The sequence below is a fragment of the Microbacterium sp. NPDC007973 genome (assembly GCF_042958465.1).
Taxonomy (GTDB): Bacteria; Actinomycetota; Actinomycetes; order Actinomycetales; family Microbacteriaceae; genus Microbacterium; species Microbacterium galbum.
In genome coordinates, this window is sequence record NZ_JBIBJJ010000003.1 from 707,438 (window position 1) to 725,391 (window position 17,954).

The 17,954-nt window shown below is 69.3% G+C and carries 13 protein-coding genes and 1 riboswitch; of the genes, 1 reads left to right on the top strand and 12 read right to left on the bottom strand.

Going from position 1 to position 17,954, the window contains the following annotated elements:
• The 8 genes from ACFZA2_RS12350 to ACFZA2_RS12385 form a co-directional block, all read right to left on the bottom strand.
• A complete protein-coding gene (locus ACFZA2_RS12350; RefSeq protein ID WP_391405076.1) occupies positions 1-2,193 on the bottom strand; it encodes a dipeptide ABC transporter ATP-binding protein in 2,193 nt (730 codons plus the stop codon).
• Complete coding sequence (locus tag ACFZA2_RS12355) at positions 2,186-3,109, bottom strand: ABC transporter permease (RefSeq protein WP_363392168.1); 924 nt, start codon at positions 3,107-3,109, stop codon at positions 2,186-2,188. Before ACFZA2_RS12355 ends, ACFZA2_RS12350 begins: the two co-directional genes overlap by 8 nt.
• Before the next feature lies 1 nt (position 3,110).
• On the bottom strand, positions 3,111-4,091 hold the full coding sequence (locus ACFZA2_RS12360; protein WP_315995353.1) for an ABC transporter permease: 981 nt from the start codon (positions 4,089-4,091) through the stop codon (positions 3,111-3,113).
• 217 nt (positions 4,092-4,308) lie between these two features.
• On the bottom strand, positions 4,309-4,899 hold the full coding sequence (locus ACFZA2_RS12365) for a hypothetical protein (protein ID WP_391405079.1): 591 nt from the start codon (positions 4,897-4,899) through the stop codon (positions 4,309-4,311).
• On the bottom strand, positions 4,896-6,560 hold the full coding sequence (locus tag ACFZA2_RS12370) for an ABC transporter ATP-binding protein (RefSeq protein WP_315995351.1): 1,665 nt from the start codon (positions 6,558-6,560) through the stop codon (positions 4,896-4,898). The genes ACFZA2_RS12365 and ACFZA2_RS12370 overlap by 4 nt, the downstream gene beginning before the upstream one ends.
• Positions 6,557-7,504, bottom strand: coding sequence for an ABC transporter permease (locus ACFZA2_RS12375; protein ID WP_391405083.1), 948 nt, complete (start codon positions 7,502-7,504; stop codon positions 6,557-6,559). The genes ACFZA2_RS12370 and ACFZA2_RS12375 overlap by 4 nt, the downstream gene beginning before the upstream one ends.
• On the bottom strand, positions 7,494-8,423 hold the full coding sequence (locus tag ACFZA2_RS12380) for an ABC transporter permease (RefSeq protein WP_391405086.1): 930 nt from the start codon (positions 8,421-8,423) through the stop codon (positions 7,494-7,496). Before ACFZA2_RS12380 ends, ACFZA2_RS12375 begins: the two co-directional genes overlap by 11 nt.
• 163 nt (positions 8,424-8,586) lie before the next feature.
• Entirely contained in the window at positions 8,587-10,206 is a 1,620-nt protein-coding gene (locus ACFZA2_RS12385) for an ABC transporter substrate-binding protein (RefSeq protein ID WP_391405089.1), read from the bottom strand.
• Positions 10,207-10,370: 164 nt separating this feature from the next.
• Between ACFZA2_RS12385 and ACFZA2_RS12390 the strand changes: the two genes are divergently transcribed.
• Positions 10,371-11,246: a CPBP family intramembrane glutamic endopeptidase gene (locus ACFZA2_RS12390; protein WP_391405092.1), complete on the top strand. Its 876-nt coding sequence runs from the start codon at positions 10,371-10,373 to the stop codon at positions 11,244-11,246.
• A gap of 53 nt (positions 11,247-11,299) precedes the next feature.
• On the opposite strand, the gene ACFZA2_RS12395 is transcribed toward ACFZA2_RS12390, so the two are convergent.
• The 4 genes from ACFZA2_RS12395 to ACFZA2_RS12410 all read right to left on the bottom strand — a co-directional run bounded on the left by ACFZA2_RS12395 (position 11,300) and on the right by ACFZA2_RS12410 (position 17,696).
• Positions 11,300-13,045, bottom strand: a complete 1,746-nt coding sequence (locus ACFZA2_RS12395; RefSeq protein WP_391405094.1) for an ABC transporter substrate-binding protein — start codon at positions 13,043-13,045, stop codon at positions 11,300-11,302.
• Between the two features lie 171 nt (positions 13,046-13,216).
• Entirely contained in the window at positions 13,217-16,096 is a 2,880-nt protein-coding gene (gene gcvP / locus ACFZA2_RS12400; RefSeq protein WP_391405096.1) for an aminomethyl-transferring glycine dehydrogenase, read from the bottom strand.
• On the bottom strand, positions 16,093-16,467 hold the full coding sequence (gcvH, locus tag ACFZA2_RS12405) for a glycine cleavage system protein GcvH (RefSeq protein ID WP_391405099.1): 375 nt from the start codon (positions 16,465-16,467) through the stop codon (positions 16,093-16,095). Before gcvH ends, gcvP begins: the two co-directional genes overlap by 4 nt.
• A complete protein-coding gene (locus tag ACFZA2_RS12410; RefSeq protein WP_391405102.1) occupies positions 16,464-17,696 on the bottom strand; it encodes an aminomethyltransferase family protein in 1,233 nt (410 codons plus the stop codon). Before ACFZA2_RS12410 ends, gcvH begins: the two co-directional genes overlap by 4 nt.
• Positions 17,697-17,853: 157 nt before the next feature.
• Positions 17,854-17,948, bottom strand: a riboswitch (glycine riboswitch).
• Positions 17,949-17,954: the final 6 nt, after the last annotated feature.

Sequence of the window (17,954 nt, forward strand, 5' to 3'; positions counted from 1 at the left end):
TCAGTCCTCTCGTTGGTGATCGGGGAGGGTCTGCGACGACATGGTGCCGTCGGCCGCAGACGTTCGGGGGGACGCGGCCGATGCCGTCTCGAGGACGAGGTCGGAGCGTTCGGCGTAGTGGCACGCCACCTCGGAGTGCGCCGAGGGGCGCAGACCGGGGTCGTCGGAGTCGCACCGGCGCCGGTCGGCGTCGGGCAGCAGGCGGTACAACGGGCACCGCGTGCGGAAGCGGCATCCCGAGATCTCCTGCGTGGGGCTCGGCAGATCGCCGTCCAGCAGGATGCGGGTGCGTGAGCGCTCGATCCGTGGATCCGGGATGGGCGCCGCCGAGATGAGGGCCTTGGTGTACGGATGCCGCGGGTCGTCGAACACCGCGTCGACCGGGCCCTGCTCGACGATGCGCCCGAGGTACATGACCGAGACGTCGTCGGCGATCTGACGCACGACCGCGAGGTCGTGGGCGACGAACAGGAAGGACAGACCGAGGCGCTCCTTGAGGTCTTCGAGCAGGTTGATCACGCCCGCCTGGATCGACACGTCGAGCGCCGAGACGGGCTCGTCGAGCACGACGACGGCGGGGTCGGTCGCGAGCGCGCGGGCGATGCCGATGCGCTGACGCTGGCCGCCGGAGAACTCGTGCGGGTAGCGGTCCGACATCGCCGGGTCCAGGCCCACCAGCTCCAGCAGCTCGGTCATCTTGCGATCGCGTTCCGCGCGCGCAACGCCCTGCACCAGCAGGGGCTCGGTGATGACCTCGCCCACCGGCAGGCGCGGGTCGATCGCGCCCATCGGGTCTTGGAAGACGATCTGGATGCCCTTGCGCAGCTGCGCCTTGTCCTTGCGGCTCACGGTCGCGACGTCGGTGCCGTTGATGCGGATGCTGCCGCTCTGCGGGGCGACCATCTCCATGATCTCGAGGATGGTCGTGGTCTTCCCGCACCCCGACTCCCCCACCAGGCCCATCGTGCGACCGGGCTGGATCGAGAACGAGACGCCGTCGACCGCGCGCACCGTGCCGACGCGCCGCGGGAAGACGGCGCCCTTCATCAGCGGGAAGTGCTTCGTGAGGTCGGTGACCTCGACCGCCGGCGTGACGTCGGGCCGCAGCGGCGGGATCTCGCCCAGCGGTTCGGGGCGGGGGAAGATGTCGGGCCGCGCAAGGGCGCCGGAGGCGATCTCGCCGGCGCGGATGCACGCCGAGACGTGGTCGGGGTCGGCGCCGTGCACGACGAGCTCGGGCTCGACCTCGCGGCACGCATCGATCGCGATCGGGCAGCGCGCGGCGAACGGACAGCCCTTCGGAAGGCTCGCCAAGGACGGCGGTCGCCCCTCGAGCGGAACGAGCCGGTGCGACCCCGCGGTCTGCATGTTGGGGACGGAGCGCAGCAGGCCCACCGTGTACGGCATGTGCGGGTCGTGGAAGATCTCGTCGACCGAACCGCGCTCGACGAGCGTGCCCGCGTACATCACCGCGACGCGATCGGCGTGACCGGCGACGACGCCGAGGTCGTGCGTGATGAGGACGACCGCCGCCCCGGTCATCTCGCGCGCCTTCTGCAGCACGTCGAGGATCTGCGCCTGGATCGTCACGTCGAGCGCCGTGGTCGGCTCGTCGGCGATGATCACCCGCGGGTCGTTGGCGATCGCCATGGCGATCATCGCGCGCTGGCGCATGCCGCCCGAGAACTCGTGCGGATACGCGCGGGCACGGCGCTCGGCATCCGGGATGCCGACGAGCTTGAGCAGCTCCACCGACCGGGCGTGCGCGGCCTGGGGCGACAGCGCGCGGTCGTGCAGCCGCAGGCCCTCGGAGATCTGATCGCCCACGGTGTACACCGGGGTCAGTGCGGACAGCGGGTCCTGGAAGACCATCGCCAGCTCGGCGCCGCGGATCTTCGACAGCTGGGCGTCGTTCATCGACAGGAGCGAACGCCCGTCGTAGAGGATGTCGCCCTCGACGCGCGCGTTCGACGGCAGCAGTCCCATCACCGCGAGCGAGGAGACGCTCTTCCCGGAGCCGGACTCGCCGACGATCCCGAGGAACTCGCCCTCGTGCACGTCGTACGAGATCCCGCGCACGGCGCGGACGTCGCCGCCCTCGCGCTGCGGGAAGGTGACGCTGAGGTCGCGGACCGACAGCAGAGGGGTGCGTCCGGTGGAGGACAGCAGGGTGGCGGAACGGGTGTCAGTCACGGTTCGCTCCCGAGGTGGGGTCGATGGCGTCGCGCAGGGCGTCGCCGATGAGGCTGATGGCCAGGAGCAGCACGATCAGCACGCCGGCGGGGTACACGAACAGCCAGGGGCGGGTCACGGCCGCCGACGTGCCGGCGGCGAGCAGCGTGCCGAGCGAGACGTCGGGCGCCTGGACGCCGAAGCCGAAGTAGCTGAGCGAGGTCTCGGCCATGATGGCCGCGACGATGCCGAGGGTCGCGTCGATGATGAGCAACGACGCGATGTTGGGGATGATGTGGCGACCGAGGATCTTGCGCGTCGGCATGCCCATGTAGCGGGCCGCGCGCACGAAGTCGCGGTTGCGCAGCGAACGCGTCTGGTTGCGCACCACCTGGGCGAGGATCATCCAGCTGAACACCGCGAGGAAGAACGTCAGCGCCAGCCAGGACAGGCCGCGTGTCAGCGGGCTGAGCAGCACGAGGATGAAGAACGAGGGGATGACGAGCAGCAGGTGGATGAGCCACCCGATGACCGCGTCGATCTTCCCGCCGAGGTATCCGGCGACCGAGCCCACGGCGGCGGCGATCAGCGTCGCGCCGATGCCGGCGAGGGCGCCGATGATGAGCGACTTCTGCAAGCCGACGAGGGTCTGGGCGTAGATGTCCTGACCGATGCCGTTCGTGCCGAACCAGTGCAGCTGGGTGGGCCCCAGGCCGACGTTGAGGAAGTCGCGCTCCGTGGCGTCGTAGGGGTAGACCAGGGGGCCGATGAAGGCCCACAGCACGATGAACACGAGGATGCTCGCGCCGACCCAGAAGCGGGGCATCTTGCGCAGCCGGGCCCGCACGAGCGCTCCGCGGGAGAGCGCCTTGCGTTCGCGGGTCACAGGGCTGGTGGCGACGAGTGTGCCGTCCACGGCCTCTTCCTGCATCGTCATGTCAGCTCCTCACTCTCGGGTCGAGTGCGGCGTAGAGCACTTCGGACAGGGTCGACGACAGCAGCACGAGCACCGCGACGAAGAGGGTCGAACCGGCCACCGCGTTGATGTCCTGCTGGGTGACGGCGTTGAGCTGGAACTGCCCCATGCCGCGCCACGAGAACACGATCTCGAGCATGGTCGAGCCCGCGATCAGGGTGCCGAAGCTGTAGGCGAAGAACGTCGACATCGGGATCAGCGCGATCCGCACGCCGTGGCGGAAGAGCGCCTGCGTGCGCGGCAGTCCCTTCGCGCGGGCGGTGCGGATGTAGTCGGCGCCGAGGACGTCGAGCATCATGCTGCGCTGATAGCGCGAGTAGGACGCGGCACTGATGAGCACGAGCGCGATCGTGGGCAGCAGCAGATGAACGGCGCGATCGGCGACGACCGGCCAGAAGCCCTCGATGCCGGCGGTGTACTCGCCCGTGAAGCGGATGACCTGCGTTCCGAGGGCGTTGTTGAACCCGGTCGCGGCGATCATGAGCAGCACGCCGATCACGAAGGTGGGCGTCGCGAACACGAGGTACGAGGCGTACGTCGTCACCTGGTCGCTCGCGCGGTACTGCCGCACGGCTCCCCACACGCCCACGAGCACGCCGACGACGGCGCCGATGAGCGAACCGATGAGCAGCAGACGCAGGCTCGTGCCGGCTCGGGCGGAGATCTCGGCCATGACGTCCTGGCCGCCGATGGTGGAGCCGAGGGAGAACTTCGTGAACAGGTTCACGAGCCAGTTCCACAGTCGCACGAGGATCGGCACGTCTGGGTTGGCCCCGAGCGCGTTCAGGCTCGCGATGATCGAGTCCTCCGGCGGACGCGGGTTCATGCCGTAGAAGCGATCCTGGGGTCGCAGCAGCGCGGACCCGAGCACGTACGCGAGGCAGGTCGCCAGCAGGCTCAGAACCGCGTAGTTCAGGAACCGGCGCAGAACGTACAACGTCATGAGGCGCGCAGGCCTGTCCGGAACATGTCGATGATCTGCATGGTGGTCCTCTCGCCTTCGAGATCCCCGCCGATTCTTTCGCCTGGCTAAGGATCTCCAGAGACCCTACGTCGGCACCTCGCGGAATGTGTGCCGGGGGAACACACTTTTCACGACCGTAACAAAGCCCTTACATGGCGCTTTGTCACGAGCGGTTGATGCTGGCGCAGCACTGCGCTCAGCGGACACCGCCGGAAATGAACAAAGCGATAATAACCCAGAGGATCAGAACCACCAGGGAAATCAACGAAGGAATGTCCCAGAAACGACGAACGACGCCGTCGGCGGTCGCGTTCGTGCGGGCGGACTCCCACGCGTCCTGGATGATCTGAAGATCACGGATGGCGGGGGGCTCGCGCCGCCCCCGCTCATCGTCACGGCGAAGCGCGGGGCGCCCCGGTCGTCCGGCCACCGGGCCGCCGAAGGCCTTGACGACCCGCGGTTCGTCGGTTCGCACCTCGAGCTGCCACCGCATGTCGATGTCGCGCACGCGCGCCCACGCGATCTCGGTGACGCGCAGAGGATTGTGGATGCGGATGCCGCGGGCGTCGATGCGTACGTGCGGGGCGAACAGCAGGGCGTACACGCCCCACAGCGCCAGCAGCACCCAGGGCGCGAGGAGCAGCATCTCGCCGATGCCGGCGCGGAGCGCGGCATCCCCGAGGAGGACGACCGCGAGCACCGCGCCGAGCACGAGCCCGAAGAGGGAGGACGGGGCGCGGAACACCCGTGGGTGCTCCGCGCCCCGGAAGCGCTCGTCGCGCGTCACGCGCCGCCCAGCTGGAGGGAGGCGCCGGGGATGGCGTCGAGAAGACGCCGCGTGTACTCCTGCGACGGCTGCGCGAAGATCTCGTCCACGGTGCCCTGCTCGACGAGCTTGCCCCGCTCCATGACGCACACCAGGTCGGCGGCGACACGGACGACGGCGAGGTCGTGCGTGATGAACAGGTACGTGAGACCGAGCTCGGACTGCAGCTCCGCCAGCAACTGGAGGATCTGCGCCTGCACCAGCACGTCGAGCGCCGAGACGGCCTCGTCGAGCACGAGGATGTCGGGCTTGAGCGCGAGCGCGCGCGCGATGGCGACACGCTGACGCTGACCACCGGACAGCTCGTTCGGGTAGCGCGACGCCAGCTCCTGCGGCAGGGCGACCTGCTCGAGCAGCTCCTCCACCCGCTCGCGACGCGAGGTGGTGTCACCCACCTTGTGGATGTTGAGCGGCTCGGCGATGAGGTTGCCGATGCTGCGCAGCGGGTCGAGCGAGCCGTAGGGATCCTGGAACACGGGCTGCATGCGGCGACGCAGGGCGAAGGTGTCCTTCGCGCTGAGCCTGCCGGTGTTGACGCCGTCGACCTCGATCGACCCCGAGGTGGGCTCCTCGAGCTTGAGCACCATCTTGGCGATGGTCGACTTGCCCGAGCCCGACTCCCCCACGAGCGCCAGCGTCTTGCCGCGCGGGATCTCGAACGAGACCCCGTCGACCGCGCGGAACTGCTCGCTGCGGAACCCGCCCTGGCGGATCTTGTACTCCTTGACCAGGTCGGTCACCTTCACGGTCGCCGGAGCGTCGAGGTCGGCCTCGCGGAGGATGCCGCGGTCCTCCGCCTTCGCCTGGATGCGCTGCGACGCGATGCTCGGCGCCGCGGCGACCAGCCGCTGGGTGTAGGGGTGCTGCGGGTTCTCGAGGATCTCGCGGCTCGGACCCGATTCGACGATCTCGCCCTGGTTCATCACGACGATGGTGTCGGCGCGCTCGGCGGCCAGACCCAGGTCGTGCGTGATGAGCAGCACCGAAGTGCCGCGCTCCCGCGTGAGGGATGCCATGTGGTCGAGGATCACGCGCTGCACCGTGACATCGAGGGCCGAGGTCGGCTCGTCGGCGATCAGGAGCTTCGGATCGGCGGCGAGGCCGATGCCGATGAGCGCACGCTGGCGCATACCGCCCGAGAACTGGTGCGGGTACTGGTGCAGCCGACGCTCGGCGTCGGCGAGACCGGCCTGCTTGAGCACCTCGATGGCGCGCTTCTCGACCTCTTTCCGGCCGGTGGCGATCCCGTTCGCGCGGATCGCCTCCTTGACCTGGAAGCCGATGCTCCACACCGGGTTGAGGTTGGACATCGGGTCCTGGGGGACGTATCCGATGTCCTTGCCGCGGACGGACTCGAACTGCGACGAGGTCAGGCCCGTCAGCTCGCGCCCGTCGAGCGTGATGCTGCCGCCGGTGACGTGACCGGTGCCGGGGAGCAGCCCGATCACCGCGGAGGCGGTGGTGGACTTGCCCGAACCCGACTCGCCCACGATGGCCACCGTCTGGCCGGGGTAGACGTCGAGGCTCACGCCGTGCAGGACCTGGCGGGAACCGCCCTGACCTTCGAAGGCGACCTTGAGGTCGCGCACGGACAGCAGCGGCGTCATGGTGGCGTCGCTCATCGGCGGGCCCTCGCTCTCGGGTCGATGGCGTCTCGGATGAGCTCGCCCAGCATGATGAACGCCAGCACCGTCACGGTCAGCGCCAGCGACGGCCAGATCAGCGCGGCCGGCGCGACGCGCAGCGACTGCTGGGCCTGGCTGATGTCGTTACCCCACGACATGGTGTCGCCGCCGAGGCCGACACCGAGGAACGACAGGGTCGCCTCGGCCACGATCGCCGCCGCGAGGCTGATGGTCGTGACGACCAGCAGAGGGGCGATGGCGTTGGGGATGACGTGGGTGAGCAGCGTCTTGAAGCGCGACTGCCCGAGGGCCTGCGATGCGGCGACGTAATCCGCCTGACGCACACGCAGCACCTCGGCGCGCACGACGCGCGCCGTGGAGGCCCACGCGAACCCGCCGATCGCGAACGCCAGCGTGAAGACGTTGCGGTACTGCGAGAACACGCTCATGACGACGATCGCCGCGAGGATGTAGGGGATCGAGAAGAAGATGTCGCCGACGCGCGAGATCACCGCGTCGATCCATCCACCGTAGAAGCCCGACAGCGCGCCCATGATGAGGCCGATGATCGTGCCGATCGCCGTGGCGAGCAGACCCACCGACAGCGAGGTGCGCGCGCCCCACACGATGCGGGAGAACGTGTCGCAGCCCTGGAAGGTGAAGCCGAGGATGTGACCCGCGGTCGGGCCGCCGTTGCTGTTGGACAGCTGGCAGTCGTTGTTCGGCGGCACCTGGGTGAACAGGGTCGGGAACGCCGCCATGAGGATCACGACGGCCATGACGGCCAGGGCGATCCAAAAGGTGGGCCGACGACGCAGGTCGCGCCACGCGTCGAGCCAGAGGTTGCTCTTGCGGGCGGCGACGCGAACGGCATCCACCGAGATGGTCTCGGTCTTGATGGGGGCGACGAAGTGCGGCGCCGGGAAACGATTACTTGACATAGCGGATCCTCGGGTCAAGGAGACCGTACAGAAGGTCGACGACGAGGTTGACCAGCACGTAGATGATGACGAAGACGGTCACGAAGGACACGACCGTGGGGCCCTCGCCGCGGATGGTCGCCTGGTAGAGCGTGTTGCCGACGCCGGGGATGTTGAAGATTCCCTCGGTCACGGTCGCGCCCACCAGCAGCACACCGAAGTTGGTCGCGGAGTTGGTGATCACCGGGATGAGCGAGTTGCGCAGCACGTGCACGGGGATGACGCGGCGACGCGAGAGGCCCTTGCTGTACGCGGTGCGCACCCAGTCCTGGTTGAGCGTGTCGATGACCGACCCGCGCATCAGGCGCATGCTCGTCGCGAAGAGGCTGAAGCCCAGGACGATCGCCGGGAGGATGAGATCCCCCCACCCGTTCTGGGCACCGACCGTCGGACGGAACCACCCGAGTTGGACGGCGAGGAAGTACTGCGCGAGGAAGCAGGCCACGAAGATCGGCAGGGCGACGAACAGGAGCGCCACGACGAGGGCGACGTTGTCGAACAGCTTGCCCTTGCGGATGGCCGAGATCGTGCCGACGACGATGGCGAGCACGAACTCGATCGCGAGGGCCATCACGGCCAGTCGAGCCGTCACCGGCAGGGTGCGGGCGAGGACCTCGTTCACGGACTGGCCGGAGAAGGTCGTTCCGAGGTCGCCCTGGAAGATGCCGCCGAGGTACAGGAAGTACTGGACGATGAAGGGCTGGTCGAGGTGGTACTGCGCGCGCAGGGCTTCGACGACCTGCGGGGCGGGGGTCTTGTCGCCGAAGAGCCCGAGGATCGGGTCTCCCGGCATGGCGAAGACCATGAAGTAGATCAGCAGCGTGGCCCCGAAGAACACGGGGAGCACCTGCAGCAGACGTCTGAGGATGTAGCCGAGCATCCGCTCTCTTTTCGAACGTGGGAAACGCCTCATCGGACGTCACGTGGGGGGACGGGCTCAGAAGAGCCCGTGCTGTTTTATCACACGTCGTGATGAGGCCTGGCTGGCAGACCGCGAGGCGGTGACGAATCCGTCACCGCCTCGCGGCCAGAGATCGGAAGGGTTACTTCGTGATCTCGTAGTACAGCGGAACCGAGTTCCACCCGAACTTGACGTTGTTCACGCCGTCGGCGAATCCGCCGGTGACGTTGGAGTACCAGAGCGGGATGGCGGGCAGGTCCTGGAGCAGGATCTCCTGCGCCTTCTGGAAGTCGGCGTTCTGCGCGTCGACCTCGGTCTCGGCGATACCGGCGGAGAGCAGGCTGTCGAACTCGGGGTTCGAGTAGTCACCGTCGTTCGACGAGGCGTCGGTCGCGTAGAGCGGTCCGAGGAAGTTGTACAGACCGGGGTAGTCGGCCTGCCAACCGGTGCGGAAGGCGGTCTGGATGCTGCGGTCGGTGATGGCCGAACGGGCTTCCTTGAACGTCGGGTAGGGAGCGCCCGACGCGTCGATGCCGAGGGTGTTCTTGATCGAGTTGGTCACCGCGTCGACCCAGGTCTGGTGACCACCGTCGGCGTTGTACGCGATCTGGAAGGTACCGGTCCAGGGCGAGATGGCGTCGGCCTGGGCCCACAGCTCCTTCGCCTTGGCCTCGTCGTACTCCAGCACGTCGGCGCCGGTGAGCGAGTCCGACCAGCCGTCGATGACGGGCGAAGTGAAGTCGCTGGCCGGGGTACGGGTGCCCTGGAAGATCGTCTTCGTGATCTCGTCGCGGTTGATGGCCATCGACAGCGCCTGACGACGCAGCTTGCCCTCTTCGCCACCGAAGTGCGCGAGGCGCTCCGGGATGGTGAACGACTGGAACACCGCGGCCGGCTGGTTGACCGCGCGGTCGCCCAGGTCGGACTCGAAGGTCGCCTGCGATGCCGGCGGGATCGCGTCGATCACGTCGACGTTGCCGCCGAGGAGGTCGGCGTACGCGGCATCCTGCGATGCGTAGAAGACGACCGTCAGGCCGCCGTTGGCGACCGTGCGACCACCCTGGTAGTCGTCGTTCTTGACGAGGTCGATCTGCACGTTGTGCTGCCACGCGCCGTCGCTCGCGAGCTTGTACGGACCGTTGCCGATCGGGTTCTCACCGAAGGCGGCCATGTCGTCGAACGCGCTGTCGGGCAGCGGGAAGAACGCCGAGTAGCCCAGGCGCAGCGCGAAGTCGGCGGCGGGCTTGGACAGGGCGATCGTGAAGGTGTAGTCGTCGACCTTCTGCAGACCGGTCAGCTCCGAGTCGGCGTCGTAGCTGAAGCCGACGATGTCCTCGAAGAAGTAGCTGTTGAGCTGGTTGTTCGACAGCTGCGCGCCGTAGTTCCAGGCCTTGATGAAGTTGTCGGCCTTGACCTCGGTGCCGTCCGTGAACTTCTGGCCCTGCTTCAGGGTGACCGTGAGGTTCTGCGCGTCGTTGGTGACGATGGACTCGGCCATGTCGTTCACCGGGGCGCCGTCGGCGTCGTAGTAGACCAGACCCGCGAAGATCGAGTCGAGGATCTTGCCGCCGCCGACCTCGTTGGTGTTGGTCGGGATCAGCGGGTTCTGCGGCTCCGAACCGTTGGTCCGGATGATGGCCGAGGCGTCGCCGCCCGAGGCCGAGCCGCTGCCGCCGTTGTCTCCGCCCGAGCAGCCGGCGAGCATGAGCCCGACAGCTCCCAGCAGGGCGAGACTGGAGAGGGCAATCTTGTTGCGCTTCACAGTTCCTCCAGGGAAGGGATGATCATCGCCCGGGCAGAGTTTTCACGCAGCACAAGATGCGGGGAAATCCGTTCGGGCAGGATGAGAACACACTAGGCACGTTTACCCAGGTGCCCCAAACTTCTTGGATAAACGTTACAGAGGATTTACTCGGGAGGCCCTTGATGTGGCAATCTGACAAGTCGTCGCGCCCCACGGGTCCCGCGGACTGGTCATATCCTCCGACTCTGGCGCCGTCCGAACGGTACGCGCGCTCGCGTCTGGTCTGGGAGATCGCGCTGGTGCTGCTGATCAGCGTGGGCCAGTCGGCGATCTATTCGGTGGTGTCGTTCGTGAGAGCGGCGACCCGTGCGCCGATCTCCCAGCAGCAGACCCAGCTGAATCCGTCGCGCAGCACCGAGCCCCTGTGGGACGCGATCTATCAGTTCCTCGACATCTTCTTCTCGCTCGCTCTCGTCGCCCTGGCGCTGTATCTGCTGTGGGAGCCCGCCAACAATGCTCTGCGCCGCATCGGCCTGGATCTCCGCCGCCCGGGCTCCGACATCGCCCGGGGGCTGCTCCTGGTCGCGCTGATCGGCGCTCCGGGCATCGGGGTCTACGCGATCGGCCGGGCCCTCGGGCAGAGCATCACGGTCGTCCCCGCGCCGCTGGACTCGTCGTGGTGGGTCATCGCCCTGCTCGTGCTGGCAGCGCTGCGGGCCGGATTGACCGAGGAGGTCATCTTCCTCGGATACCTCTTCGACCGCCTCCGCCGGCTCGGGTGGTCGTGGACGGGCATCATCGTCTCCACCGCGCTGCTGCGCGGCAGCTACCACCTCTATCAGGGCTGGCCGTCGGCGCTGGGCAACGTGGTGATGGGCCTCGTATTCGGGTGGTGCTACAAGCGCTGGGGGCGGGTCATGCCGCTCGTCGTCGCCCATACGGTCATCGACATCGTCGCCTTCGTCGGCTACCCCCTGGCCGCGTCGTGGTGGCCGGGGATCTTCGCCCCGCCCGCGTCGACCCCGACGCCCACCGCGACGCCGTCGCCGACGGCCTGAGGCCCGCGGCGACAGATCCCGCAGCGCGCCGGGACGGCATCCGGGATCCGACCTCAGCGCTGCGGCGGGGACCAGGTCCAGAACGCGGGCGGCACCCCGTCGGGCTCGGAGGTGTAGGCCACTCCCCCGACGCCCTCGGCGGTGACGACCGCGCCCGTGCGCTCGAGCAGGGGCACCCCGGCGTAGGCGGCGAAGAGCGAGCGGTCGATCTCCTTGGCCTCGGACAGCACGTCGACCGGATCGGTGTGGACGGTCAGCTCGTCGAACAGCGCGTTCGTCTGCGCCCCCTCGATCCCCTCGGCGATGCGGTCGCGCGCCGAGCGGTAGAGGCTCTCGTCCTCTCCCACCCAGGCCAACGTGGCATCCGCCTCTTCGGGAGTGGTCGCCAGGCGCACGGCGATCCCGGCACGGGCCCCCATCGACACCAGTCGGGGGAAGACCTGCGCCGAGACGTCGTCGGTGGTGTCGTAGGCCACGCGCAGCACGGCCGCCCGATCGCCCAGGGCACTGCGCGCGCCGTCGACGTCGCTCCCCGTGCCGGGGGCGCCGTTGCCGGAGACGAGGTCGGCGTAGAGCGAGCCCGCCGCGGGTGACGACAGGAACGACTGCAGGGGCTGCGCGTCGGGGCGCACCGCGCCGAGGACGTCCTGCACGAGGGAGCCGCGGTCGATCGCGAGCGTCATGGCCTGACGGAGGTCGGATGCCGTCCCCTCGGCGAACCGCAGGTGCAGCGTCTGGGTGGTCGGACCGACCTGCACCTGGTATCCGGCCTCGGTCAGGGTCTTGTTCTCCGCCACGTCGATGTCGCCGACGTTGGCCACGTCGACCTGACCCGCCTCGACCGCGGACAGCTGGGCCGCGCGGTCGGCGAAGAAGCGGACGGTCAGCTGCTCGAGCCCCGGGAAGTGGGCACCCTGATACGAATCGCGGCGCGCGAGCTGAACCGTGTCGGCGGTGATCTCGGTCACCGTCCACGGCCCGGCCGAGACGACGCTCGCGGGGTCGGGGGTGGAGCCGGGCGCGATGTCGAACCCGGTGTTCCAGGTCTGGGCCGCGGCGAGCAGCACCGGGTTCGGTGTGCGCGGCTGTTCCGGGTCGCCCGCGGGAGTGGTGAGGATCGCGGTGAGCAGATCCTTGACGCTGACGCCTGCGCGCTGCGCGATGACATGGACGGGCCGGTCGAGCAGCCACTGACGGTTCCAGTCGGCGAACGGCTGCTCGTAGGTGAGGGTGAGGGTGTCGTCGGCGCGGTCGATGCTCGGGCGGGTGGTCCGCGCATTCGGGTCGGCGGGCATGGCCGTGTCGAAGTACCGCGTGCCCGAGACGACCTGGCCGGTCGCGTCGTAGGTCGCGTCGTCGAAGTAATGCGAGGTGACGGCCCAGCCGAACAGCAGGTCGTCGAGGGTCACCGGGGTGCCGTCCGACCACACGCGGTCGGAGAAGAGCTCGTAGCTCACCTTGAGCGGGTCGCCCTGCACGCGGGTGATGCGGCCCAGACCGTCATTGGGCACCACCTGGAGGTCGCCGTCGAGCGAGCCGAGCCGCTCGTCGAGGAGCGCGGACAGGGCGCGGTTGGCGGGGGTGTTGCCCGTGGCGCTGGCGGCGTTGAGGCTGGTCAGCGACCCCACGACGCCGAGGGTCAGGCTCGTGGGCGCTTCCTCGACGGGAGCCGGGGCGGGCTCGGGGGCCGAGCACCCGGCCAGGACGACACCGGCGGCCATCAGAAGGGCCAGCAGCCGTCCCGCCCCGCGTCGTCGTCGAGTCGGTCGAGAAACGTCGTTCAGCCCACGGTGCAGCACAGGGGCACTTTACTAAACGCCTCCTGTGGGATCCCCGGGCCGCGCGCCCGTCGACGCCGGGCCGCGCCTCGGACGGGCGCACGAACGGCGCGGCGCGGTGCGGCCGAGGGGCCGGGCACGATAGACGCGGCGACGGCCCCGGATGCCGGGAACCGCCGCCGCGTCGGATCGTCAGGCGAACGCCTCCGGAGGGGGGCACGAGCACACCAGGTTGCGGTCGCCGTAGGCCTGGTCGATGCGGCGCACCGGGGGCCAGTACTTGCCGCGGATGAGGGAGCGCACGGGGTACACCGCGGTCTCGCGCGAGTACGGGTGCTCCCACTCCCCCACCACGACCGTCTCGGCGGTGTGCGGGGCGTTCACGAGCGGGTTGTCGTCGGCGGGCCACTCCCCCGCGGCGATCGCCAGGGCCTCGTGCTTGATCGCGATAATGGCATCCACGAAGCGATCGAGCTCGGCGAGGTCTTCGCTCTCGGTCGGCTCCACCATCAGGGTGCCGGCGACCGGGAACGACATCGTCGGGGCGTGGAAGCCGTAGTCGATGAGGCGCTTCGCCACATCGTCGACGGTGATGCCCGTCTGCTCCTTCAGGGGACGCAGGTCGAGGATGCACTCGTGTGCGACGAGGCCCCCCTCACCGGCGTACAGCACCGGGTAGTGCTCGCGCAGGCGCGTGGCGATGTAGTTGGCCGAGAGTACCGCGGCGGCCGTGGCCTGGCGCAGACCCTCGGCGCCCATCATGCGCACGTAGGCCCACGAGATCGGCAGGATGCCGGCGGAGCCGTGCGGCGCGGCCGAGACCGGTCCCCCGTCGAAGACGCCACCGGCGTGATCCGCGCGCTGCGAGAACGGGTGCGAGGGCAGGAACGGCGCGAGGTGCGCCTTGGCCGCGACCGGACCGACGCCCGGGCCGCCACCGCCGTGCGGGATCGCGAACGTCTTGTGAAGGTTCAGGTGCGAGACGTCGCCGCCGAGGTCGCCGAAGCGGGCGAAGCCGAGCAGGGCGTTGAGGTTCGCGCCGTCGACGTACACCTGTCCGCCGGCGTCGTGCACGGCCTGCGTGATCTCGAGCACGTCGTGCTCGTACACCCCGTGCGTGGACGGGTACGTGATCATCAGGGCCGACAGCTCCGCCGCGTGCTGCGCGATCTTCGCGCGCAGATCGCCGAGGTCGACGTTGCCCGCCTCGTCGCACGCGACCACGACGACCTTCATTCCCGCGAGGATCGCCGAGGCGGCGTTCGTGCCGTGCGCCGACGACGGGATCAGGCACACCGTGCGCGCGGTGTCGCCGTTCGCGAGGTGGTAGCCGCGGATCGCGAGCAGGCCCGCGAGCTCGCCCTGCGAGCCGGCGTTGGGCTGCAGCGACACCGCGTCGTAACCGGTGACCTCGGCGAGCCAGCGCTCGAGCTGCTCGATCATCTCGAGGTACCCGTGCACGTCGGCCTCGGGGGCGAACGGATGCACGCGCGAGAACTCGGGCCACGACACCGCCGCCATCTCGGTCGCCGCGTTGAGCTTCATCGTGCACGAGCCCAGCGGGATCATGCCGCGGTCGAGCGCGTAGTCGCGGTCGGCGAGCGTCTTGAGGTAGCGCATCATCGCGGTCTCGCTGCGGTGACTGTGGAACACCGGGTGCGTGAGGTACTCGTCGTCGCGGTGGAGGGCCTCCTCCACCCCGCGCAGCGCCTCACCCTCGGACAGTTCCTCGCTCGCGAGACCGAAGGCGTCGAGGATCGCCGAGAGATCGGCATCCGTCGTCGTCTCGTCCACCGACACGCCCACGGTCGCATCGTCCACCCACAGCAGCTGGTAGCCGCGCTCGCGGGCGCGATCGACGACGTCCTGCGCGCGCCCCGGTACGTGCACACGCACGGTGTCGAAGAACGCGTCGCTCGCGAGGGAGAGGTCGTACGAGCGCAGAGCGGATGCCAGGGCATCGGCCTTGCGCGCGACCCGCGTCGCGATCGCGCGGAGCCCGTCAGGCCCGTGGTAGACGGCGTACATCGCGGCCATGACCGCGAGCAGCACCTGGGCGGTGCAGATGTTCGACGTGGCCTTCTCGCGGCGGATGTGCTGTTCGCGCGTCTGCAGCGACAGGCGGTAAGCGGGGGCGCCGACGGCATCCTGCGACACGCCGACCAGGCGGCCGGGCAGCTGACGCTCGAGGCCCGCGCGCACGGCCATGTAGCCGGCGTGGGGTCCGCCGAAGCCGAGCGGCACGCCGAAGCGCTGGGTCGTGCCGACCGCCACGTCGGCGCCGAGGGATCCGGGCGAGCGCAGCAGCGTCAGCGCGAGCAGGTCGGCGGCGGCCACGACCAGGCCGCCGTTCGCGTGTACGGTCTCGGCCACGGCGGAGAAGTCCCAGATGCGCCCGGTCGCGCCGGGGTACTGCACGAACGCGCCGAACGCTGCGGGGATCTCCCCCTCGAACGACGTCTCGACGACCTCGATGCCGACGGCCGCGGCGCGGTGGTGCAGCAGCGCCTTCGTCTGCGGCAGGGAGTCGACGTCGACGAGGAAGACGTCGGTCTTCGCCTTCGAGGCGCGACGAGCGACGAGCATGCCCTCGACGACCGCGGTGGACTCATCCAGCATCGACGCGTTCGCCGTGGCGAGCCCGGTCAGGTCGGTGACCATGGTCTGGAAGTTGATGAGCGCTTCGAGACGTCCCTGCGAGATCTCGGGCTGGTACGGCGTGTACGCCGTGTACCAGGACGGGTTCTCGAGCACGTTCCGCGCGATCACCGACGGCGTGACGGTGTCGTAGTAGCCGAGACCGATCATCGGGCGGGCAGAACGGTTGGCGGATGCCAGCTCCCGCAGTTCCGCCAGAGCCTCCGCCTCGGTGGCAGCGGTCGGGATCGAGCTCGTCGCGCGGGGCTGCACGTGGATGGATGCCGGCACGGCGGTCTCGACGAGCGCCTCGACGCTGTCGTACCCGACGACCTCGAGCATGTGCGCCTGGGCGTCGGGACCGATGCCGATGTGGCGGTCGGTGAAGGCGGCCGGGGTCCCCGCATCCGTGCGAGGAGGAAGGACGGAGGTCATGCGGTGAGGTCCTCGTATGCGGCGCGGTCGAGCAGGTCGGCGGGCAGGTCGCCCTCGACGCGGATCTTGATGAGCCAGCCGCCGGCGAACGGCTCGGCGTTGACCAGCGAGGGGTCGTCGACGACGGCGTCGTTGACCTCGACGACCGTGCCGGTGATCGGCGCGTAGAGCTCGCCGACGGACTTCGTCGACTCGATCTCGCCGCAGACATCGCCCGCGGTGACCGCGGAGTCGGCGCCGGGCAGCTCGACGAAGACGACGTCACCGAGCTTGTCGGCGGCGAAGTCCGTGATGCCGACGGTGGCGATGTCGCCCTCGAGGGCGATCCACTCGTGCTCGGAGGTGTAGCTGAGGGCGGTGAGGTCGGTCATGCGTTTCTCCGATAGAAGGGAAGGGCGGTGACGGTCGCGGGGATGCGGGTTCCGCGGACGTCGATGGACAGTTCGGTTCCGATGGCGGATGCCGCGGGTGCGACGAACGCCATGGCCACGGGGTGGCCGAGGGTGGGGCTGAGGGCACCGCTGGTGATCTCGCCGACGGTGTCGTCGCCGTGCAGCACCGAGTAGCCGGCGCGACCCGCGCGGCGGCCCTCCGAGACGAGACCGACGAGGACCGGGGCCTCGGCGGGTCCGGACGACAGGCCGTCCTTTCCGACGAACGTCTCCTTGTCGACGGCGACGACACGACCGAGGCCCGCCTGCGCGGGGACGATGTCGCGCGAGAGCTCGTGGCCGTACAGCGGCATCCCGGCTTCGAGGCGCAGCGTGTCGCGCGCGGCGAGACCGCACGGAACGAGACCCCGATCGGCGCCCGCGGCGAGCGCCGCGTCCCAGAGCGCCCCGGCCTGCGCGGTGGGGATCATGAGCTCGTAGCCGTCCTCGCCCGTGTAGCCGGTGCGGGCGACGAAGAGGGGCGCCTCGCCGAAGGTGCCCTCGGTCCAGGCGTAGTAGCCGAGCTCGTCGAGTGCGGTGCCGGTGATCTCGACCCCCGGGGTGGAGATCAGGATGCCACGGGCCTCGGGGCCCTGGAGGGCGATGAGGGCGTAGTGGTCGGTGACGTCGTCGATGGTGAGGCTCCCGCGAGCGTCGGTCGCAGAGCCTGTCGAAGTGTCCGACGCGGGGGTTCCGGTCCCTTCGACGGGCTCAGGGACCTCGGTTGCGCCGTCAGGGACCTCGGTCGACGCGGGAACCCACGTGCGCTGAGCCAGGTCGAACGCCGCCGCCACGGCATCCCGGTTTCCGGCGTTCGAGATGACGAGGAGGCTCTGCTCCCCCGTGCGGTAGACGATGACGTCGTCGACGATGCCCCCGCTCTCCGCGAGGACCAGCGAGTACTTCGCCTTGCCGACCTTCATGGTCGACAGGCGCCCGGCGAGCACGTGGTCGAGGAACGCGGCCGCGGCCTCGCCCTCGACGCGGAATTCGGCCATGTGCGAGATGTCGAACAGGCCGGCGGCCTCGCGCACGGCGTGGTGCTCAGCGAGGTCGGAGGTGTAGCGCACGGGCATGTTCCAGCCGCCGAAGTCGGTGAACGAGGCGCCGAGGGCCTCGTGCCGATCGTGCAGCGGCGACGTGCGCGGTGGAGCGGGGGTTTCGGTCATGAGTTCTGCCGTTCGCGATGACGGACAGACGCCGGTCGGCGCCTGAAGAACTCCCCCTCTGTCATGGGCCTGAGAGTTTCACTGCCGCGTCCTGAACGCACAGCTTTCACCGTCGGCGGATCCGGCGCGGTGCACCCGGATCACTTTCCAGAGTGGCCCGATCGACGCGGTACGCGTACCTGAGAGATTGGCGGGGAGGCTTGCTCCTTCGGTGCCCGGCTGCGTTCGCCGGAGCTCTCCCGCATCGATCATGGGGCC